At 56.4% G+C, this 18,707-nt stretch carries 22 protein-coding genes; 7 read left to right on the top strand and 15 right to left on the bottom strand.

Annotated elements, in window-relative coordinates; all coding sequences use genetic code 11:
* Window positions 1-26 precede the first annotated feature (26 nt).
* The 4 genes from F3I15_RS14665 to F3I15_RS14650 all read right to left on the bottom strand — a co-directional run bounded on the left by F3I15_RS14665 (window position 27) and on the right by F3I15_RS14650 (window position 3,582).
* Window positions 27-293, bottom strand: a complete 267-nt coding sequence (locus F3I15_RS14665; RefSeq protein ID WP_150018416.1) for a hypothetical protein — start codon at window positions 291-293, stop codon at window positions 27-29.
* A gap of 433 nt (window positions 294-726) precedes the next feature.
* Entirely contained in the window at window positions 727-1,122 is a 396-nt protein-coding gene (locus tag F3I15_RS14660) for a polyketide cyclase (protein ID WP_150018415.1), read from the bottom strand.
* 261 nt (window positions 1,123-1,383) lie between these two features.
* On the bottom strand, window positions 1,384-2,307 hold the full coding sequence (gene lpxP, locus F3I15_RS14655; protein ID WP_150018414.1) for a kdo(2)-lipid IV(A) palmitoleoyltransferase: 924 nt from the start codon (window positions 2,305-2,307) through the stop codon (window positions 1,384-1,386).
* Window positions 2,308-2,718: 411 nt separating this feature from the next.
* Complete coding sequence (locus F3I15_RS14650; protein ID WP_150018413.1) at window positions 2,719-3,582, bottom strand: YicC/YloC family endoribonuclease; 864 nt, start codon at window positions 3,580-3,582, stop codon at window positions 2,719-2,721.
* A gap of 133 nt (window positions 3,583-3,715) precedes the next feature.
* Here F3I15_RS14650 and F3I15_RS14645 point away from each other — a divergent pair, with 133 nt between their 5' ends.
* From F3I15_RS14645 to pyrE, 3 genes are all read left to right on the top strand, one after another.
* Window positions 3,716-4,132 carry a DUF3574 domain-containing protein gene (locus tag F3I15_RS14645; protein WP_190315039.1) on the top strand — a complete coding sequence of 139 codons (417 nt, stop codon included), beginning with the start codon at window positions 3,716-3,718 and terminating at the stop codon, window positions 4,130-4,132.
* Between the two features lie 98 nt (window positions 4,133-4,230).
* Entirely contained in the window at window positions 4,231-4,947 is a 717-nt protein-coding gene (gene rph / locus F3I15_RS14640) for a ribonuclease PH (RefSeq protein ID WP_094111962.1), read from the top strand.
* 50 nt (window positions 4,948-4,997) lie between these two features.
* Window positions 4,998-5,639, top strand: coding sequence for an orotate phosphoribosyltransferase (pyrE, locus tag F3I15_RS14635; RefSeq protein WP_150018411.1), 642 nt, complete (start codon window positions 4,998-5,000; stop codon window positions 5,637-5,639).
* A gap of 74 nt (window positions 5,640-5,713) precedes the next feature.
* Here pyrE and slmA read toward each other — a convergent pair whose 3' ends face one another.
* From slmA to coaBC, 3 genes are all read right to left on the bottom strand, one after another.
* Complete coding sequence (gene slmA, locus F3I15_RS14630) at window positions 5,714-6,310, bottom strand: nucleoid occlusion factor SlmA (protein ID WP_094111963.1); 597 nt, start codon at window positions 6,308-6,310, stop codon at window positions 5,714-5,716.
* Between the two features lie 112 nt (window positions 6,311-6,422).
* Window positions 6,423-6,881 (bottom strand): dUTP diphosphatase, encoded by a 459-nt coding sequence (gene dut / locus F3I15_RS14625; RefSeq protein WP_039381277.1) that lies wholly within the window; start codon window positions 6,879-6,881, stop codon window positions 6,423-6,425.
* Window positions 6,859-8,079 (bottom strand): bifunctional phosphopantothenoylcysteine decarboxylase/phosphopantothenate--cysteine ligase CoaBC, encoded by a 1,221-nt coding sequence (coaBC, locus tag F3I15_RS14620; RefSeq protein ID WP_150018410.1) that lies wholly within the window; start codon window positions 8,077-8,079, stop codon window positions 6,859-6,861. The genes dut and coaBC overlap by 23 nt, the downstream gene beginning before the upstream one ends.
* Before the next feature lie 189 nt (window positions 8,080-8,268).
* On the opposite strand from coaBC, the gene radC reads away from it, so the two are divergent.
* From radC to mutM, 4 genes are all read left to right on the top strand, one after another.
* Window positions 8,269-8,925 carry a DNA repair protein RadC gene (gene radC, locus F3I15_RS14615; protein ID WP_150018409.1) on the top strand — a complete coding sequence of 219 codons (657 nt, stop codon included), beginning with the start codon at window positions 8,269-8,271 and terminating at the stop codon, window positions 8,923-8,925.
* 243 nt (window positions 8,926-9,168) lie between these two features.
* Window positions 9,169-9,405 carry a 50S ribosomal protein L28 gene (gene rpmB / locus F3I15_RS14610; protein ID WP_010616494.1) on the top strand — a complete coding sequence of 79 codons (237 nt, stop codon included), beginning with the start codon at window positions 9,169-9,171 and terminating at the stop codon, window positions 9,403-9,405.
* Window positions 9,406-9,416: 11 nt separating this feature from the next.
* Window positions 9,417-9,584: a 50S ribosomal protein L33 gene (gene rpmG / locus F3I15_RS14605; protein WP_001051798.1), complete on the top strand. Its 168-nt coding sequence runs from the start codon at window positions 9,417-9,419 to the stop codon at window positions 9,582-9,584.
* A 78-nt stretch (window positions 9,585-9,662) separates the two neighbouring features.
* Entirely contained in the window at window positions 9,663-10,472 is an 810-nt protein-coding gene (gene mutM / locus F3I15_RS14600; RefSeq protein ID WP_150018408.1) for a bifunctional DNA-formamidopyrimidine glycosylase/DNA-(apurinic or apyrimidinic site) lyase, read from the top strand.
* Here the strand turns inward: mutM and coaD are convergent, their stop codons facing one another.
* The 8 genes from coaD to F3I15_RS14560 all read right to left on the bottom strand — a co-directional run bounded on the left by coaD (window position 10,473) and on the right by F3I15_RS14560 (window position 18,635).
* Window positions 10,473-10,958, bottom strand: a complete 486-nt coding sequence (gene coaD, locus F3I15_RS14595; RefSeq protein WP_039381263.1) for a pantetheine-phosphate adenylyltransferase — start codon at window positions 10,956-10,958, stop codon at window positions 10,473-10,475.
* Complete coding sequence (locus tag F3I15_RS14590) at window positions 10,955-11,731, bottom strand: glycosyltransferase family 2 protein (RefSeq protein ID WP_150018407.1); 777 nt, start codon at window positions 11,729-11,731, stop codon at window positions 10,955-10,957. Before F3I15_RS14590 ends, coaD begins: the two co-directional genes overlap by 4 nt.
* A gap of 3 nt (window positions 11,732-11,734) precedes the next feature.
* Complete coding sequence (waaA, locus tag F3I15_RS14585; RefSeq protein WP_150018406.1) at window positions 11,735-13,009, bottom strand: lipid IV(A) 3-deoxy-D-manno-octulosonic acid transferase; 1,275 nt, start codon at window positions 13,007-13,009, stop codon at window positions 11,735-11,737.
* An 85-nt stretch (window positions 13,010-13,094) separates the two neighbouring features.
* Window positions 13,095-14,228, bottom strand: coding sequence for a glycosyltransferase family 4 protein (locus F3I15_RS14580; RefSeq protein WP_150018405.1), 1,134 nt, complete (start codon window positions 14,226-14,228; stop codon window positions 13,095-13,097).
* On the bottom strand, window positions 14,221-15,297 hold the full coding sequence (gene rfaQ / locus F3I15_RS14575) for a putative lipopolysaccharide heptosyltransferase III (RefSeq protein WP_150018404.1): 1,077 nt from the start codon (window positions 15,295-15,297) through the stop codon (window positions 14,221-14,223). The genes F3I15_RS14580 and rfaQ overlap by 8 nt, the downstream gene beginning before the upstream one ends.
* A 72-nt stretch (window positions 15,298-15,369) precedes the next feature.
* Window positions 15,370-16,371, bottom strand: coding sequence for a glycosyltransferase (locus tag F3I15_RS14570; protein ID WP_150018403.1), 1,002 nt, complete (start codon window positions 16,369-16,371; stop codon window positions 15,370-15,372).
* Window positions 16,368-17,468, bottom strand: a complete 1,101-nt coding sequence (locus F3I15_RS14565; RefSeq protein WP_150018402.1) for a glycosyltransferase family 9 protein — start codon at window positions 17,466-17,468, stop codon at window positions 16,368-16,370. The genes F3I15_RS14570 and F3I15_RS14565 overlap by 4 nt, the downstream gene beginning before the upstream one ends.
* A 42-nt stretch (window positions 17,469-17,510) precedes the next feature.
* On the bottom strand, window positions 17,511-18,635 hold the full coding sequence (locus tag F3I15_RS14560; protein ID WP_150018434.1) for a glycosyltransferase: 1,125 nt from the start codon (window positions 18,633-18,635) through the stop codon (window positions 17,511-17,513).
* Between the last annotated feature and the right edge of the window lie 72 nt (window positions 18,636-18,707).

The following is an 18,707-nucleotide window of genomic DNA, read 5'->3' as shown; positions in this document are numbered from 1 at the left end:
AGAGCAGAAGCGGCATGCCCTGCACCTTAGTGCAGCACATCCTGACGCAATCCTGAGATACCTTTCAGGTTTTGCCATTTATAAATACACTGCAGCAAATGGTGTTCTGAAAATAGCGCAATACCGCAGGCGTTTATTATTTCTTTTGTCTGCACGGTATCTCCTCCGGTACGGAGGAAATCCGTGAGATCGTTATAAAATCCTTTTATATTATTATAATCCCCGGCCAGCATCCTTCTGGCAATCTCAACAAATTCTTTTTCTGACAACAAAGGATAAGTTGAGCGATCCATGTTTTTCCCTGTTTTTATTATTAAGTCTTGCTGTGTGTGAATACGTTATACAGTTTTTTATTTAATTTAACACCATGAGAAAATTCCTATAAACAAACTTTAGAAATTAATGGTTTCAGACTATGCATTAAAATAGTTAAGCAGTGATGTTTCTGACTAATTAATCTTTTCAGGAAATTGTCTTATTTCTCTCAGCGCCTGACCTCTGAATGACATAAATATCCCTTTATATCAATGCCTTTACAAGATTGCGTCATGCCGTCAGCCAGGAATTTTCCTGTTAACAACGCTTTAGCCTGGCTGGGGGTACGGTGCTGAAATCAGGGAAAAAACCACGAAACAGTTAAGGAGTACTGCGCAAAAAAAATGCAATTTTTTTTGTAATTGCGCCCAGCGATGGCTGGGAAATCAGGATTTATGTAAGCGTTTGATTCTAGTGAGTTAAAAGATAAAGTAATCTTTCCATGTCGGCGCGCAGGGCCGCCACTTCCTGCACGAAGTGCGCATCGGAAGTAAAAGGCTGACAGTAGAGCACGGCCACAAGTTCAGCCCCCTGGCCATTAGCAATCACGCGCATCGGCATGTAGCGCTCTTTACCGCTGCCGTTATCTGTCCAGTAGTCCATAACGCCAAACGGATTATGCGGCGTAAAACGCAGTTTCAGCGAATTCTCTCCGCGCCTTGCCCGCCAGTATTGTCCCTCCTGCACCAGCGTTGCGCCGTTCAGATCGCTTACCCATTTTGCAAAACAGGTGGGTTGCCAGATGGTTTCATACAGATCCAGCCAGTTACGCGGCACGGTAAGCGTGAGAGTCTGTGAGGGCAGCATAATGCCTCCTGAGGCAGTGTCATTCATAATGAACTTACCCTATCGGAAGCTGACCGGGCTGCCTATGACGCAACGGAAAAAGTGTGGTGCAGCAGAGGTTTTTTGCGCTATTGCCGGCAAAGCCGCGCTGCCGGCAGGAGGATGACTGTTACGTGAGGGGGCAGGGCAGCCGGCAGCGGATGCTGCCAGCGGGTGTAGCCTGATTACCGGAGCGGCAGTGCGCACGAAAGAGAAAATGCATGCGGACCGCTATTGCGCAGATCAGACGTAAAGAGAGGCTTCACCTGGCGGACGCGTTTTGAAACGGCGATGCAGCCACAGGTACTGCTCCGGCGCGCGCAGGATCTCTTTTTCAATCACTCTGTTCATATAGGCAGCGGCAGCGGCTTCATCTTCATGCGGATAGCCTTCCAGTTCCGGCTGAATAATGAGCTGGTAACCGGTTTTATCCGGATTGCGGATCAGGACAATCGTCAGCATTGCGGGCCGCGCAAGACGCGACAGCACAAAGGTGCCATTCGTGGTTGCCGCTTTCTCTACCGCAAACAGCGGTGCAAATACGCTGCCTTTCGGACCGTAATCCTGATCGGGTGCAAACCAGACGGCTTCGCCCTGCTTCAGGGCCTGCACCATGCCGCGCAGATCGCGACGGTCAATCATCGCTTTATTGGAACGCATACGACCTTTGGTCTGCGCCCACTCCATCGCCTGATTGTTATGCGGACGATACATGGCCATCATTGGCTGACAGAGACCGGTAATACGGCCGCCCAGCTCCAGCGACATAAAGTGCACGCCGATAACCATCACGCCGCGCTGCTGATTCTGCGCATTCTGCAGGTTAGCAATACCGCTGACATCAAACAGACGACGAACCCGCGCATCTGACCAGAACCATGCAATACCGGTTTCTGCCAGCGCCATGCCGAGCGACTCAAAGTTGCCGGCAATCATGACCTCTTTCTCTTCTTCATTAATATGCGGGAAGCAGAGTTCAATATTGCGACGGGTGATGCGTTCGCGCCGCTTGAGGAAGTGGCGCGAGAGCTTGCCCGCGGTTGCCCCGAGGCGGATCAGAACGGGATAGGGAAGCTGCACCAGCAGCCAGAGCACGGCCAGACCGAACCAGGTAAACCAGTAACGGGGATGCAGCAGTGTGGAGCGAAACTGTCCGGTTTTCTTCATAGCACCTTCATAGGTAGAGTAAATGTAACGCGCTAAGAAGTCGGTCCATGGTTCCTGGTGCGGTACAACTGTAGTAATTACGACCGGCACTTTAGCAAATAGTGCCTTAGGAATTCTGCTAACTTTAGTGTCTTTAGGATTGATGGAATTTATGGAACCCGGGACATTACCGGCTGCAGGAGAGATGATTTTTCTATTAAGTCAGCAAAATCAATCAGATAAATCAGAAGGGTTAACGCTGAAGATACCGCAGATATGTCAGGACAGGTCAGCAGCAGACACAGCTGTACATCATTGAACGCACAATGCTTACATTGCAAAACCAAAAAAATAGTCTACCTGAAGAATTGCTGCCTGAACCCGCTGCTGCGGGCTCAGGCAGAGATGCCGCTAAGGCTGGCAGATGGAACGTTATTCGATGTTCTGAATCTGCTCGCGCATCTGCTCAATCAGAACCTTCAGCTCAATGGCTGCAGCGGTGATATCTGCATTGATCGATTTAGAGGCTAAGGTGTTCGACTCGCGGTTAAACTCCTGCATCATAAAGTCGAGGCGACGGCCGACCGCTTCCTTCTTCTTCAGGATGTTGTAGGTCTCTTTTACATGCGCGTCGAGGCGATCCAGCTCTTCCGCCACGTCAACGCGCTGGGCCATCATGACCAGCTCCTGCTCCAGACGATTATTCTCCAGCTGAACTTCCGCCTCTTCCAGCCGGGTCACCAGGCGTTCGCGCTGCCATTTCAGCACGTCCGGCATCTGCGCACGTACTTTGCTGACTTCCTGCGACACGCCGGCAAGACGCTGCTCAATCAGACTCTTCAGCGCGTTACCTTCACTTTCACGCGCTTCGATAAAGTCATCCAGTGCGCCATCCAGCGCCGTCAGCAATTCAGCATTAATGGCGTCCAGATCCTGCTCCGGTGCTGACATTACGCCCGGCCAGCGCAGAATATCCAGCGGATTGATGGCACCCTCATCGCTCTGCATTTTTACCCAGTTGGCGGCCTGCACCAGCTGTTTTGCCAGCGCTTCGTTCAGTTGCAGCTCGCCCTGCGCGCCCGGATCGGCATCAAAACGCAGATGGCACTCAATTTTGCCGCGCGTCAGGCGGGTGCGGATGCGCTCGCGGATCACCGGCTCCAGGCCGCGGAACTGTTCCGGCAGGCGAATATAGGTTTCCAGATAGCGCTGGTTCACCGAGCGCAGTTCCCAGGTCGCGCTGCCCCAGCTGCCTTTGGCTTCGCGACGGGCGTAAGCGGTCATACTGCGGATCATAAGCTTGTACTCTTTCAGGGAATGTTCTGCGCATTATAGCGGCGTGCGGTGCGGCGGGATAGGGATAGCAAAACGCTGCTATGTTTAGAGCAGGCCCACTGATCCTGAGCGAGCATATTACCCGGCGATGATGATGTCCGATCTGTTTCGTACTGCGTATAAATCTGTTTGCAGCTTTGTGGCACTGCTGCTGCTGGCCGGATGCCAGACTGCACCCGCGCGCCTGCAGCCGATCCCGCAGCACAACGCACCGGTGGCGCTGTGTGGTGCCGGAGAGATGATGATGCAGACCACGCTGTGGCTGAGTGCAGTACCGGAGCGGGAATGGCAGCCGTTTCTGCGTGAGGAGCTGATGCCGCACTTTGGCGATACGCTGACAAGCTATGACGCCACAGGAAAGGGAGAAGCGCGCCGGGTTGTGGTGCTGCTCTATCCGCCAGATGTCGCCTTTTCTGCCGTGATTGAGCGCGCGCGCGACCGGTATCGTACGCGCTTTAACGCCAAAATAACCACCCGCATCGATACGCTGGTCTGCGCTGCTGTCCGTTGAGCAGAAAGAGAATCGTCGATCTGCCCCACGCGCGCGGGACAGCTGCGGCTGAAATCCGTATAATGCGCAGCCAAACTCAAGCAAGCCGGAGAGAACCTATGCGTCCTGCAGGCCGTAGCACTTCTGAAGTGCGCCCCGTTACCCTTACCCGTCACTACACCAGACACGCCGAAGGCTCGGTTCTGGTTGAATTTGGTGAAACCAAAGTGCTCTGCACCGCGACCGTCGAAGAAGGCGTGCCGCGTTTCCTTAAGGGTAAAGGTCAGGGCTGGGTAACCGCAGAATATGGCATGCTGCCGCGTTCAACCCACAGCCGCATGGCGCGCGAAGCGGCCAAAGGCAAGCAGGGTGGCCGTACGCTGGAGATCCAGCGTCTGATTGCCCGCTCGCTGCGTGCTGCGGTCGACCTCGCCGCGCTGGGTGAATACACCATCACGCTGGATTGCGATGTAATTCAGGCGGACGGCGGCACGCGTACCGCGTCAATCACCGGCGCCTGCGTGGCGCTGGCGGATGCGCTGAATGCGCTGGTTGCCGCAGGTAAACTGAAGAGCAGCCCGCTGAAAGGCATGGTAGCCGCTATCTCCGTCGGTATCGTTGGCAGCGAGGCGCTGTGCGATCTGGAGTATGTTGAAGATTCCGCAGCGGAAACGGATATGAACGTGGTGATGATGGAAGATGGCCGCATGATTGAGGTGCAGGGTACCGCAGAAGGCGAGCCGTTCAGCCACGAGGAGCTGTTAACACTGCTGGCGCTGGCGCGAGGCGGGATTGAACAGTTGATTCAGGCGCAGAAGGCTGCGCTATCCAGTTGATGTACTAAGGCGACCTCCGGGTCGCCTTTTCTTTATTTGAGGAGTGAGAGATGAAAGCCTGGCAGCGTCAGTTTATTGAATTTGCCCTGAATAAAGGGGTGCTGAAATTTGGTGAGTTTACCCTGAAGTCGGGACGAAAAAGCCCCTACTTTTTTAATGCCGGCCTGTTTAACAGCGGACGCGATCTGGCCCTGCTGGGGCGTTTCTATGCGCAGGCGCTGGTTGACGGCGGTGTCAGTTTCGACCTGCTGTTTGGCCCGGCGTATAAAGGTATTCCCATCGCCACGACCACCGCTGTAGCGCTGGCCGACCATCACGATCGCGACGTGCCCTACTGCTTTAACCGTAAAGAAGCAAAAGATCACGGTGAAGGCGGTTTGCTGGTGGGCAGTCCGCTGGAAGGCAAAGTGATGCTGGTTGATGATGTGATCACCGCCGGTACGGCGATTCGCGAATCGATGGAGATTATCAGCGCGCATCATGCCACGCTGGCTGGCGTCCTGATTTCACTCGATCGCCAGGAGCGCGGGCGCGGGGAGATATCAGCGATTCAGGAAGTCGAGCGCGACTATCACTGTACGGTCACCGCCATTATTACCCTGAGCGATCTGATTGATTATCTGGCTGAGAAGCCGGAGATGGCAGACCATCTGGCGAAGGTCCGCGCTTACCGTAACGAATACGGTATCTGAAACCGCACTGCGGCCGCCATCAGTGACGGCCGCAGCAGGCGCGCTGGTACACGCCTGGCCCGGCAGGCAAGAGATTAAATCAGCTGCGCGGCTATCAGCGGCCAGCGGCTGTCAAACTCCGCGGTCGGACTGTAGCGAAACTCAGAACGGACAAAGCGCGACAGCAGGCCTTCACAAAACGCCAGCAGCTGGCTGGCCAGCAGGGCTTCATCTGTCCGGAATCCCTCTCCGTCGCGGATTTTCTTTTCGCGCATCACCTGACGCATCTGCGTTTCAATGCGCTCAAACAGCTGGTTAATACGTCCCTGCAGGCGATCCTGTTCAAACATCAGCGCGTGGCCGGTCAGAATACGCGTCAGCCCCGGATTACGCTCACCAAATCCCAGGATAAGCTGCACAATCAGACGCAATCGTGTCGTGGTCTCTTTTTCGTCATTCAGGATCAGATTGATGCGGGTAATCAGACTCTCTTCGATAAACTCAATCAGACTGTCAAACATCCGTGTTTTACTGGGGAAGTGGCGGTAGAGGGCCGCCTCGGAAACGCCTACGTTAGCGGCCAGCCGGGCGGTGGTAATTCGCTGGGTGCCATCCCCTGACTCCAGCATCTGCGCCAGCGTCTGCAAAATCTCTTCGCGACGGTTCCTTTTCGCGACTTTTTTCTCTGCCATGACCTTCAACACCCCTGAAATTCATTAAATACAGGCAATACCTGCCTGTCTGCCGCAGGTAATTACCTGCAGCGACATGCGTTAACAAGATGGCTAAATGAAGAGTGGTAACTTACTGACGGCCAGAGTGGCCAAAACCGCCTGCACCGCGATCGCTGGTATCAAAATCTTCGACCAGGTTAAATTCCGCCTGTACCACCGGCACAAACACCAGCTGCGCCAGACGATCGCCCGGCTGCAGGGTAAAGTGCTCCTGACCGCGGTTCCAGACTGAAACCATAAGCTGTCCCTGGTAGTCAGAATCGATCAGGCCGACCAGATTACCGAGCACGATACCGTGCTTGTGACCCAGGCCGGAGCGCGGCAGGATCACCGCGGCCAGCGTCGGGTCAGCGATATGGATGGCGAGGCCGGTTGGCACCAGGGTAGTCATACCTGGCGCGATCTCCAGCGCCTCATCAAGGCAGGCGCGTAAGTCGAGACCTGCAGAGCCAGAGGTGGCGTAAGCGGGCAGCGGAAAGTCGCTGCCAACGCGCGCATCAAGAATTTTAACGTCTATTTTTTTCATCATAACGGCTGACTATCTCGTCTATTAACTGTTGGCCAAGGAGCGACTTATCGCTGAGCGGTAAGCGTTTTTCTCCCTCCTGCCAGAAAAGGTGAAGCGCATTGGTGTCGCTGTTGAAACCCTGACCCGCCTGCGCGACATCGTTAGCGCAAATCAGATCCAGATTTTTCCGTACGCGTTTTTGCCGCGCGTATTCTTCCACATTCCGGGTTTCGGCGGCAAATCCCACTACGTAGGGACGATTTTCCTGCAGTGCCGCCACGCCGGCGACAATATCCGGGTTCTTCACCAGCTGCAGCGTGACGTTATCGTCGTCACCCTGTTTTTTCATTTTTTCAGCTGCAACGGTTGCCGCGCGATAGTCCGCCACGGCGGCACTGGCAATAAAGATATGCTGCTGGCCGATCTGCGCCATCACCGCCGCCTGCATCTCCAGCGCGGTTGTCACGTCGATACGCTGCACGCCGGCGGGGGCGGCCAGCGTGACCGGACCGGAGACCAGCGTGACGCGGGCACCGCGTCGGGCCGCGGCGGCTGCTATCGCGTAGCCCATTTTGCCTGAGCTGTGGTTGCTGATATAGCGCACCGGATCCAGCGCTTCGCGGGTCGGACCCGCGGTAATCATGATACTGAGATGCTGCAGATCGCGGACTGGCTCGGCCCACTGAAGCGCATGTGCCACAATCGCCAGCGGATCGAGCATACGGCCTGGTCCTGTGTCACCGCACGCCTGGCTGCCGCTATCCGGTCCCCAGATCATGACGCCGCGCTGCTGCAGGCGCTGCAGGTTCTCCTGCGTGATGGCGGCGCGGTACATCTGCTGATTCATCGCCGGTACCAGCGCCAGCGGCGCGTCGCTGGCGAGACAGGCGGTAGTTACCAGATCGTTGGCCATCCCGGCGGTAATGCGGGCGATTAAATCAGCCGAGGCGGGAGCCAGTACAATCAGGTCAGCCCATTTAGCCAGCTCAATATGACCCATCGCGGCTTCGGCAGCGGGATCGAGCAGGTCATCAAACACCGGATAGCCGGAGACCGCCTGCAGGCTGAGCGGGGTAATAAAGGCCCGGGCTGCGGAGGTCATCATTACGCGCACCTCGGCGCCGCGATCGCGCAGACGTCGCACCAGCTCCGGCGCTTTATAGGCAGCGATACCGCCGCTGACGCCCAGCAGAATTTTTTTCCCGGCTAATCCAGTCATGTTGTTTGCCTCTACTTAACGCATGATGCCGCGCCCGGCGCAGCAGACAGGCCAACTTTATCATAAAACCGTCCGGCCGCCTGTTCACCGACCGTGCCCTTTGCGAGGCATCTCTGAAAAGAGAAATGCAGTACTGGCATCGCTGACCGCCAGCGCGCATTCTGATCCTCCGCCACAGGGAGTAGCGTAATGAAGAAACTGGCACCACGGGAAAAACTGATACAGGCGGGCGCAGAGTCGCTGGAGGATGCCGAATTGCTGGCGATTTTTCTGCGCACCGGTACGCACGGCATCAGCGTTATGGCGCTGGCGCGGCAGATGCTCAATGAGTTTGGCTCACTGTATCGCATCATGACCGCCAGCGAGCGAGAACTGAGCCTGATTAAAGGCGTTGGCCGGGCAAAGCTGACCCAGCTGCACGCGATAGCCGAGCTGGGACGGCGTTTTTTTGCCAGCCAGCTGGCGCGTGAAAATGTGATGGAGAATCCGCAGGTCACACGTCACTATCTGCAAAGCGTACTGGCCCATGAGAAGCGGGAAATTTTCATGGTGCTGTTTCTTGATAACCAGCATCGGGTACTGCAGGCACAGAAGATGTTTTCCGGCTCAATCAGCAGCGTGGAGGTTCATCCGCGCGAAATTGTGCGGGAAGCGCTGAAAATCAACGCCGCAGCGGTGATTCTGGCGCACAATCACCCTTCGGGACACGCCGATCCGAGCCGCGCTGATCGGGAAATTACCACCAAAATTGCTCAGGCGTGCGCGCTGCTGAGTATTCGCCTGCTGGACCATCTGGTGATCGGTCACGGCGAGTTTACCTCATTCGCTGAGCGCGGCTGGCTATAGTTTTACGCCTCAATCGGGCAGAAATACGGCGTTTTTGCGCGATCCGGAGGGATCTTTATCTGTTCGGGACTTGAGCACTTGAGCTGAGCGGCGTATACTACGCCACCTTTGAGAATCTCGGGTTTGGCGTTTGGGCCAGCTTAGCGGGTTCACATGGAACTCGCCTGGCGGGCTAAGGCCTGACGAGGCGGCCAAAACCTATGTTTTTAAAGCTCGAGCTGATTTGATTTTTGGAGAATAGAAATGTCACGAGTCTGCCAGGTAACTGGAAAGCGTCCGGTGACCGGTAACAACCGTTCCCACGCAATGAACGCGACGAAACGCCGTTTCCTGCCGAACCTGCACTCTCACCGTTTCTGGGTTGAGAGCGAGAAGCGCTTCGTTACTCTGCGTGTATCTGCTAAAGGTATGCGTGTTATTGATAAAAAGGGCATCGATACGGTTCTGGCCGAAATCCGCGCCCGTGGTGAGAAGTACTAAGGAACTGAATCATGGCTAAAGGTATTCGTGAGAAGATCAAGCTGGTTTCCTCTGCTGGTACAGGTCACTTCTATACCACCACGAAGAACAAGCGTACTAAACCTGAGAAACTGGAACTGAAAAAGTTCGATCCGGTTGTACGTCAGCACGTGATCTACAAAGAAGCCAAAATTAAGTAATTTTGGTGTTCTTGCGAAAAACCCGGCTCCGGCCGGGTTTTTTGTTTGTGCGCTATGTCAACACGTTGAGGAGATGCGATGCCTGAATTACCTGAGGTAGAAACCAGCCGACGCGGTATTGAGCCTCACCTGGTGGGGGAAACCATTCTGCACGCTATTGTGCGCAATGGGCGCCTGCGCTGGCCGGTTTCCAGTGAAATCCACGCGCTGAGCGATCAGCCGGTCCTGAGCGTGCAGCGGCGGGCAAAGTATCTGCTGCTGGAGCTGCCCCATGGCTGGATCATCATTCATCTCGGCATGTCCGGCAGCCTGCGCATTCTGCCCGGTGAACAGCCGGCAGAAAAGCATGACCATGTCGATCTGGTCATGAGTAACGGCAAAGTGCTGCGCTATACCGACCCGCGACGTTTTGGTGCGTGGCTCTGGAGCGCCGATCCGGCGGGCAGCAGCGTGCTGGCCCATCTTGGACCGGAGCCGCTCAGCGACGCCTTCAGCAGCGACTATCTGTTTACCCGCTCGCGCGGCAAGCGTACCGCCATCAAGCAGTGGCTGATGGACAATAAGATTGTGGTCGGGGTGGGCAATATTTACGCCAGTGAGTCGCTGTTTACCGCCGGTATACTGCCGGATCGGGCGGCGGGAAGCCTGAGCGAGGCGGAAGCGACGCAGCTGGTGGACACGATAAAAGCGGTGCTGCTGCGCTCTATTGAGCAGGGAGGCACCACGCTGCGCGATTTTCTACAGACTGACGGGAAGCCAGGCTATTTTGCTCAGCAGCTGCAGGTCTATGGCCGCGCTGGCGAACCCTGCCGCGCCTGCGGCACGCCGATCCTCAGCGGCCGGCATGGACAGCGCAGCACCTTCTGGTGTCCGCACTGTCAGCACTGATCACGGCTGCTGCAGTCTGGCCAGCAGCGCCTGATGAATGACGGCAGGCAGGAATGCCTGCACGTCACCGCCGTGACGCGCCACCTCTTTTACCAGCGACGACGACACAAATGAGAAGCCCTGCGACGGCAGCAGAAATACCGTTTCCAGCGCGGGCAGCAGATGGCGGTTCATCTGTGCCAGCTGTGATTCGTACTCAAAATCAGCCACCGCCCGCACGCCGCGTACCAGTACGTTCGCCTGCTGCGTCCGGGCAAAATCAGCCATCAGCTCATTAAAGCCCACGACCTCAACGTTAGTCAGATGCGCGGTGGCCTGACGCGCTAAATCGACGCGTTCGTCCAGCGTAAACAGCGGTTTCTTACCGGGGCTGGCAGCAATCGCCACGACCAGACGATCAAACATGCGGGCCGCGCGCGTGACGATATCAAGGTGTCCGAGCGTCATCGGGTCAAACGTGCCGGGATATATCGCTTTCGTACTCATACGCGGCCTTGTGCAGAAGTATGGTGCAGCGCCCAGAGCGCGGCATATTTATTGAACGTATACTGCGCGTTAACCACTGCCAGGATCCAGCCCTGTTTTCCGTCCAGAAAGCCGGCGCGCAGCAGCAGTGTTTTGGCAAACGCCCCCAGCGTATGGGAGAAAATGGCGAACAGGCCGCAGCGCTTGCCGCGCTGAAAGCGCTCCTGCGCCCAGGCTTCGGCATAGTTCATCTGCTTACGCTGAAACGCGATCAGATCGCGGCAGGTGAGGTGCGCCAGATCGCCAGGCAGCGTCACCACGGGCGCGCCCTGCGTCTCCAGCGACTCATGCACCAGATTGTCGTTATAGCTGAGGTGGCGCGGATAGAGGCGCATTACGCGATCCGGATACCAGCCGCTGTGACGCATAAAACGGCCGAGGAAAAAATTGCTGCGGCTAAGGCTATAAACCGTGGCAGAAGGCGGCTGGCACAGCACCTGCTCAATGGAGCGGCGCAGCGCCGGAGTCACGCGCTCGTCAGCATCCAGCATCAGGATCATCTCTCCGGTAGCGAATGCCTGCGCGCGCTGGCGCTGTTTGCCATAGCCTGCCCACGGCAGCGCTTCATAAACCTGCGCGCCCTGCGCCCGGGCAATCTCTGCGGTGGCGTCACTGCTACCCGAATCAAGCAGGATGATTTCATCAGCCCAGGCAACAGATGCCAGCGCGTCAGGCAGCAGTTCAGCTTCATTCCGGGCGATCATCACGACCGAAAGACGTTGGCGTTGTGACATAAATTAGTGTGCTCGCGGTGGCAGGTGAGGCTCCAGCAGCTGCAGCAGGCGCTGCAGCGCGCCCTGATTCTGATGCAAAACCTCAACGGCGTGACGGCCATAATAGCGACGATAGTCATCATCCTGCAGCAGATTGGCGACCTCTTTCTCCAGCGCAGCGGCGTCACTGACCGTGATCAGCCCCTCTGCCTGCTGCAATTTGGCGCAGATATCTTTGAAGTTCCAGGTGTGCGGCCCCATCAGCACCGGGATGGCATGAGCAGCAGGTTCGAGCGGGTTATGACCGCCGCGTTCAACCAGGCTGCCGCCGACAAAAGCGAGGTCGGCAATGCCATACAGCAGCATCAGTTCACCCATGGTGTCGCCAACCACGACCTGTGTGGTGGCGGAAGGAACCGCACCGCTGCTGCGCAGCATAAACGTAAAGCCGCGTTTTTGCGTCAGATGACATGCATCCTTAAAGCGTTCAGGATGACGCGGCACCAGGATCAGCAGCAGATCGGGAAACTGCTGCAGCAGCTGGCGGTGGGCATCCAGCACGATGGCCTCTTCACCTTCGTGCGTGCTGGTGGCAATCCATACCGGACGGCGCGATGCCCACTGACGCCGCAGCGTAACGGCCCTGGCCGCCAGCTCTGGCGTAACGGAGATATCAAATTTCAGGCTGCCGGTGACCGCCAGGTGCGACCGTTTCAGGCCCAGGCTGAGAAAGCGGTCGCCATCTTCGCTGTTCTGCGCCGCGATCAGCGTGATGCTCTGCAGCAGATCGCGCATAAAGCCACCCAGCTTTTTATAGCCGCGGGCGGAACGCTCAGAGAGACGGGCGTTGGCGATGACCAGCGGAATCTCGCGCTGGTGCAGGATGCGAATGATATTTGGCCACAGCTCGGTTTCCATGATGATCACCAGACGCGGATCAACCGTATCCAGAAACCGGTTGATGGCACCGGGCAGATCGTAAGGCAGGTAAACATGGTGTACATCTTTACCAAATGCCGACTGCGCGCGCTCTGAGCCGGTGGGCGTCATGGTGGTCACGGTGATGGGCAGTGACGGATAGCGATGGCGCAGCGCCCGCACCAGCGGTACCGCAGCCAGCGTTTCACCTACCGATACTGAATGCAGCACGATACCGTGCGGCTCTACCTTGCCGGTGCAGTAGCCATATCGTTCAGCCCAGCGTTTACGGTAGGCCGGCGCTTTGCGACCGCGCAGCCACAGGCGCAGCCAGATAAATGGCTGAATCAGATAGAGCAGGGCGGTATACAGGGTCGTCATAGTTATCGTTACGACATATTCGCGTCAAAAAACCGGAGAAAGGCGGCATACTATCAGAAATTCACCGCCTGCTCACATCACTTCGTCAGCGCGGGTTCAGCACGCGCTGGTAGAGCGAGGTCAGCGCATTGGCCAGCCGCTCAGGCCCGTAAGGTTCCACCCGGCGGCGGGCGGCGGCGCCCATCCGATCGTCGTCTGACAGGGCAGGCACCGCCAGCACGGCCTCTTTTAACGCGCGGATATCCAGCGCGTCGCAGACAAAGCCCTCTTCACCCTGGCGGATAAACTCGGCGCCGCCGCAGCCGGTGCTGGTGATCACCGCCAGTCCGCAGGCCATGGCTTCCAGAACCACATTCGGAAACGGATCGTACAGCGTTGGCAGCAGCAGCGCATCGGCGGCGTGATAGAACGGCTGCACATCCTGCTGAACGCCGGCAAAGCGCAGGCGATCAAGACAGTTAAGCTGGTTTGCCAGCTGCTGATAGCGCGACAGCTGTTTATCCTGACCGACCACAATCAGATAGCGATCGGTTTGCGCCACCGCTTCAATTGCTGCTTTCAGCCCTTTGCGCTCAAACCCGGAACCGACGTAGATCATTACGTGCGCATCCTGCGGCAGCCGCAGCTGATGGCGCGCCGCATGGCGCAGGCTGGGTGTCGCGGGCTGAAAGCGTTTGCTGTCGATGGCATTGTGGATCACGTGAATATTGCCGGCATCCAGCGTGAAGTAGCGCAGGATATCCCGCTTCACCATCTCAGAGTTGCAGATCACCGCTTTGAGCGACGGATCGTTAAACATCTCCGCTTCAGCCTGCAGCACATAGCGATGGTAGGGGCTGAGCGCTACACTCAGACGCTGCCACGGGGAAACAATGCGCGCCCGCTGCTCTAACCAGACCCGATGTACACCGTCGCCGGCACGAAAAATGTCGCACCCGGCGATGCGCTCGTGACTCTGAACAAGGTCAAACTGTTCCCGCTCCCAGCAGGCGCGCGCTGCACGTGCAAAACCGCGCTCGCGGGAGATGCGGCCAAACTTTGCCGGGTTGCAGATATGCAGATGCCAGGCGGGATTGGGCGTGCCCTGCCAACTGCGGGTAATGATATTGAGATCCAGCTGCTCGCTATCCAGCGCCTCCAGCGCGCGTGAAATAAAGCGTTCGGCTCCGCCGTCCGGGCGATATTTCTGCCGGACGATAGCCAGACGTATTTTATTCATGCAAATAGCTCCTTGCGGCGGTTAGCACATCGGCGACCGGAATGGCGGAAAGATAGCGCTGCTCCGTGCGGGTATCGATCGAATCGGGCGACGGCAGCGGCGCATAATCACCTGCCCAGATCACCCGGTTATTATTGCCCCATGGGCGCCAGTGCTGCAGCTTCGTCGGCCCGAACAGCGCCAGGCAGGGCGTATCCAGCGCCGCTGCCATATGCATCGGCGCAGAGTCGACACCAATAAAGAGCTGCGCCGCATCAATCAGCGCGGCCAGCTGCGGCAGCGACAGCTGGCCGGCAAGGGATACCACGCGTGAGGTGGAGCAGAGCGACTGAATATGCGCTATCATCGCCAGCTCTTTTTTATCCGGTGCTGCCGTCAGCACCAGGGTATGCCCTTCATCAGAGAGCGCCGCGATCAGCTGCGCCATCTTTTCATCGTCCCAGCATTTAAATACCCAGCGCGACGTAGGCTGCAGCACAATAAATGGCCCGGCGATCTGCTGCTGCGCCAGCAAAGCATCTACTTTCTGCCGATCGGCTTCGCTGAAATGCATCGATGCGACTGCATTTGTTACGTCGATTCCGAGCGGAGCCAGCGCGCTCATATTCTGTTCAACCGTATGCAGCTGATGATGCCGGGTGGTGGAGACGCGCTGATTGTGGCACCAGCGCCAGAGGGCGTTGTCGCGTTTGCGATAGGCAAAGCCAATGCGCACCGCAGCACCTGACAGGCCGGTAATAATGGCGCTGCGCCACTGGTCGGCGAGGTTGATCACCAGATCGTAGCGGCAGGCGCGAACGGCGGAGAGGAGCGCCAGTTCATGGCGCAGTTTCTGCAGGCTGCCCTCTTTTTTCCAGCTGCGATCGATAATATGCAGCTGGCGAATTGCCGGATGCGCTTCCAGCATCGGCCGGGTTTCTTTATAGAGCAGCACATCGATATGTGCATCAGGATAACGCGCGCGCAGCGCATTGATGACAGGCGTTGTCAGCAGCATGTCACCATGATGGCGCAGTTTGATCACTAAAATAGATTGTGGGGTGAACCGGGCTGGAATCGGGCTTGCCATACTTATTGATCTCAGGATTCAGTGAGCCGATTGTAGGGCAAACCCGAAAGGGGTTAAAGCGAGCAGTGGTGCTTATTTCTGGCGCCAGCGATAAATGCGGTTCAGCCACAGCAGCAGCTGATACCACTGTTTCAGGCCACGCGCATTGCGCAGCATACGTTTATGCGTGCCTGTACTGAACAGATCCGCCAGCATCGCCTGCCGCGCATCCGCTTCAGGCTCGCGCCGGATAGCGTGACAGACGCTGAGCGCTTCATGCGTGATCTGGTAGTGAAACATCGGATAAATGCGGATATGACGGCGATAACGCTGGTTCAGCTCTTCCAGCATGCGCGCAATTTTCAGGTAGTGACGCTGATACTCTACATTGCGCTGGCCGGTGCGTTTGCGGTTGCTGATGGAAGCGTCATGCATGTAGTAGCGATAGAGCACACGATCGGTATAGCGCACGCGCGTGGCGTTAAACATAAATTCCGTGGTCCAGGGAATATCCTGATGATGCAGTCCCGGCTCAAACAGCAGATTGCAGCGCGTAATCAGCTCACGGCGATAGATGCCGAGCCAGACAACATGCATGTAACGCCGCGTTCTGAGCGCGGTGTTCAGCCACTCAGGTCCGCTCAGCACAGCGGTGCTGGTGAGACGATCGTGAGGAATAAGCGGTCTGGTACGCTGGCTCGCTTTGAAATACCACTCGGCGTTGCACTGTGCCGCATCAAGTCCATCACGCTCTGCCATTTCTGTCAGCGTCTGGTACATCGTCGCATCCATGGTGTCATCGGCGTCGGGAAAGCTGACGTACTTACCGCGCGCGATCGCCAGGCCGGCATTTCGCGCCCGTGACACGCCGCCGTTGGCCTGATGGATCACACGGATATGCGGATAGCGTGCAGCGTAAGCGTCTGCCTGCTCGCCGGAGCCGTCAGTTGAGCCATCATCGACGATGATAATCTCAAGATCGGTCAGCGTCTGGGCTAACAGCGCCTGGAGGCAGGCAGCAAACTCAGTACCGGCATTGAACATCGGAATGATAAGGCTGAGTAATGGCGTGGAATGTTCTGGTTGGGCTGTCATGAGGTCATTTCATTGTTTCGACGCGCCAGACGCTGCTGCTGTCGGGTGCGAATAAAATCGTGGATATCACTCAGCTTACGCTGATCCAGGTTGAAAAGCTGTTCAACCGGATGCGCGAATTTATATTGCGCATCAAATACAAAAGAAGAGGGCGCGATATGGTCAGGACCAATCAGCAGTACATCGCCCAGCGGCCTCTGCTCTTCTACACAGCAGGGACCATAAATCAGAATCACCGGTACCTGCTGTGCATCAGCGATGTATACATTGCCGGAATCGGAGGCGATATAGAAATCCATTTCGCCGATAACGGCCGGTAGCGCTTCCAGCGACACTTTCCCCACCAGACTGATCAGGTTGTCGCGATGCCCCGCTGTTTTGAATAGCTCCTGAACGCGCGACTGTTCATTTGGCGNAAAAAAGGTGCAGTGAAGGTCGCTCAGGTGGTCAAACAAACGCTGCCAGATAGCGGGCGGAATGGTTTTGGCCTGATTACCGGCGGTCACACTGATACCGATACGCGTTCCCGCGCACGCTGCGATCTCTGGGGGCAGTGAATCAGGCTGCCATAGCGGCAGCGTCGCGTGTTTGGGGTAACTCTCTTTAGTGAAAGAGCGATCGGCGAGCTTCAGATAGTTTTCCAGCGTCAGCGTATTTTTTTCATGCTGTACTTCGCCGCTTGCGGTGTAATAGAAGAGGTTCTGATACCCCTTGCGGCGATAGCTGGACAGAAACTGCTTATTATCCGCATTGCAGCAGGCGGCAATAAACAGATTCAGGTTGGTCGGGTGCAGCAGATAAATATTGTCGTAGCGATTAAGCAAATGCCAGACCAATTTGAGCTTTTTAAGCAGGCCGGAACGATACTCTTCGATATACCAGATGTGTTCAAGGGTAGCGTCATTGCTGGCGAGCGGCGCAACGCTTCTGCTCAGCAGCGCATCACTTTTCCCGAGGTGCGTGAGCAGCGGAGTGATATTAATAAAATCGCCAATTTTGGCGGTCTGAATGACCAGATTTTTTCCGCTACGCGTCCGGAACAGCTTCATCACCCATTTAATCGGGCAGAAAATGATAAATATAATAATGTAGGTCAAGCAATTATCCCCATATTCTGGCCGCATCCCACCGGGGATTTCTTAATTCGAAACATGGCGTGCCGTTGAAAATGATGTTTCTGTTACAGGATCCAGCTGCAGATATTGCTGACAAATAGTAGCCAGACTATAAATGCTCAAATCGAGGTGCTGTAAATCGGGGGGGCTGGCATACACATCGCGCATTTTTTCTGCCAGCGACGCGGCGTTCAGATCGGCCAGACAGCGGGAGAGCGGGCCGGTCAGGATCTCAGCCGGGCCACCGGGGCAGCGTGTACTGACTACCGCCGTGCCGCAATGTAAAGCCTCAACCAGCACGTTGCCAAACCCTTCGCTATCTGAACTCACCACCAGCATCTGAGCATGGCGGATCCACGGATAGGGATTTTGCTGAAAGCCTTCAAAACGGACACGCTCTGAAATGCCCAAATCTCGTGCCTGCTGGCGTAACGCTTCCAGGAGTTTCGTGCTGCCCTGACCCAGCAACACCAGGGGAGCCATTATGCCGCTCCGCGCATAGGCGTCGAGCAAGCGGTCCTGACGTTTCGCCTCATGAATGCGTCCTACGTGGACAAGGTAATTCTGGCCGGCCAGCGGGCAGGGCGCGGCCGCCAGTTCGTCGAGCCGATCAAAGTCGAAAGGATTGAAAATAACGCGGGTCAGGCGTGGCCTGACGCCGACATTCTTTATCAGATCATCGATAACATACTGTGACACGCCGACCAGCTGACGCCCCTGATAGACATAACGTATTTTTAGCTGCTTTAACCAGCGGGAAAAACCTGTTTTACGTCCCAGATAGGAGGCAGAAAAGACGCCGTGCAGGCAGTACCAGGTTTTAGCTGCATCAAGCGATCGGGCTCGCCTGACAATGCGATCGGTTTTGTGCAAATGGGAAAAGATTAAACTGAACTTGCCGTTCAGCGCTTCACTCTGGCGTACCACCTCATCAAGCAAGCGCGCACGACGTACGGTTTCTGTCATTTTTCGCCACGGGCGGGCGCTGTGATCGCACACCACCTGATAATCCACGCCTGCAGGGATAGGGTAATCGCATATTTTTCGCAGAGAGAAAATCGAGACACGATATCCCAGAGAAATAAAACCCTCAGCCAGCGTTAAGACGACTTTTTCGGCGCCGCCGCCGGGCAAACCATCGATCACCATTAAAATGCGTTTCGACAAATTATCTACCTCTGCCTGCCTGTCAGCCTGGTGGTGAAACTGAGCTATTATCTT

This window comes from Pantoea sp. M_9 (assembly GCF_008631385.1).
Classification (GTDB): domain Bacteria; phylum Pseudomonadota; class Gammaproteobacteria; order Enterobacterales; family Enterobacteriaceae; genus Pantoea; species Pantoea eucrina.
The sequence above is the reverse complement of the archived record's forward strand: the minus strand, read 5'-3'. Positions and strand labels throughout refer to the sequence as shown.

Coding starts and splice junctions, on each gene's coding strand:
- rph (WP_094111962.1), top strand. CDS start 4,231: ATGCGTCCTGCAGGCCGTAGCACTTCTGAAGTGCGCCCCGTTACCCTT.
- slmA (WP_094111963.1), bottom strand. CDS start 6,310: ATGGCAGAGAAAAAAGTCGCGAAAAGGAACCGTCGCGAAGAGATTTTG.
- lpxP (WP_150018414.1), bottom strand. CDS start 2,307: ATGAAGAAAACCGGACAGTTTCGCTCCACACTGCTGCATCCCCGTTAC.
- rfaQ (WP_150018404.1), bottom strand. CDS start 15,297: ATGGCAAGCCCGATTCCAGCCCGGTTCACCCCACAATCTATTTTAGTG.
- F3I15_RS14590 (WP_150018407.1), bottom strand. CDS start 11,731: ATGTCACAACGCCAACGTCTTTCGGTCGTGATGATCGCCCGGAATGAA.
- mutM (WP_150018408.1), top strand. CDS start 9,663: ATGCCTGAATTACCTGAGGTAGAAACCAGCCGACGCGGTATTGAGCCT.
- coaD (WP_039381263.1), bottom strand. CDS start 10,958: ATGAGTACGAAAGCGATATATCCCGGCACGTTTGACCCGATGACGCTC.
- rpmG (WP_001051798.1), top strand. CDS start 9,417: ATGGCTAAAGGTATTCGTGAGAAGATCAAGCTGGTTTCCTCTGCTGGT.
- F3I15_RS14650 (WP_150018413.1), bottom strand. CDS start 3,582: ATGATCCGCAGTATGACCGCTTACGCCCGTCGCGAAGCCAAAGGCAGC.
- F3I15_RS14570 (WP_150018403.1), bottom strand. CDS start 16,371: ATGACAGCCCAACCAGAACATTCCACGCCATTACTCAGCCTTATCATT.
- F3I15_RS14645 (WP_190315039.1), top strand. CDS start 3,716: ATGTCCGATCTGTTTCGTACTGCGTATAAATCTGTTTGCAGCTTTGTG.
- F3I15_RS14660 (WP_150018415.1), bottom strand. CDS start 1,122: ATGCTGCCCTCACAGACTCTCACGCTTACCGTGCCGCGTAACTGGCTG.
- F3I15_RS14560 (WP_150018434.1), bottom strand. CDS start 18,635: ATGGTGATCGATGGTTTGCCCGGCGGCGGCGCCGAAAAAGTCGTCTTA.
- F3I15_RS14665 (WP_150018416.1), bottom strand. CDS start 293: ATGGATCGCTCAACTTATCCTTTGTTGTCAGAAAAAGAATTTGTTGAG.
- coaBC (WP_150018410.1), bottom strand. CDS start 8,079: ATGACTGGATTAGCCGGGAAAAAAATTCTGCTGGGCGTCAGCGGCGGT.
- pyrE (WP_150018411.1), top strand. CDS start 4,998: ATGAAAGCCTGGCAGCGTCAGTTTATTGAATTTGCCCTGAATAAAGGG.
- waaA (WP_150018406.1), bottom strand. CDS start 13,009: ATGACGACCCTGTATACCGCCCTGCTCTATCTGATTCAGCCATTTATC.
- rpmB (WP_010616494.1), top strand. CDS start 9,169: ATGTCACGAGTCTGCCAGGTAACTGGAAAGCGTCCGGTGACCGGTAAC.
- dut (WP_039381277.1), bottom strand. CDS start 6,881: ATGATGAAAAAAATAGACGTTAAAATTCTTGATGCGCGCGTTGGCAGC.
- F3I15_RS14580 (WP_150018405.1), bottom strand. CDS start 14,228: ATGAATAAAATACGTCTGGCTATCGTCCGGCAGAAATATCGCCCGGAC.
- radC (WP_150018409.1), top strand. CDS start 8,269: ATGAAGAAACTGGCACCACGGGAAAAACTGATACAGGCGGGCGCAGAG.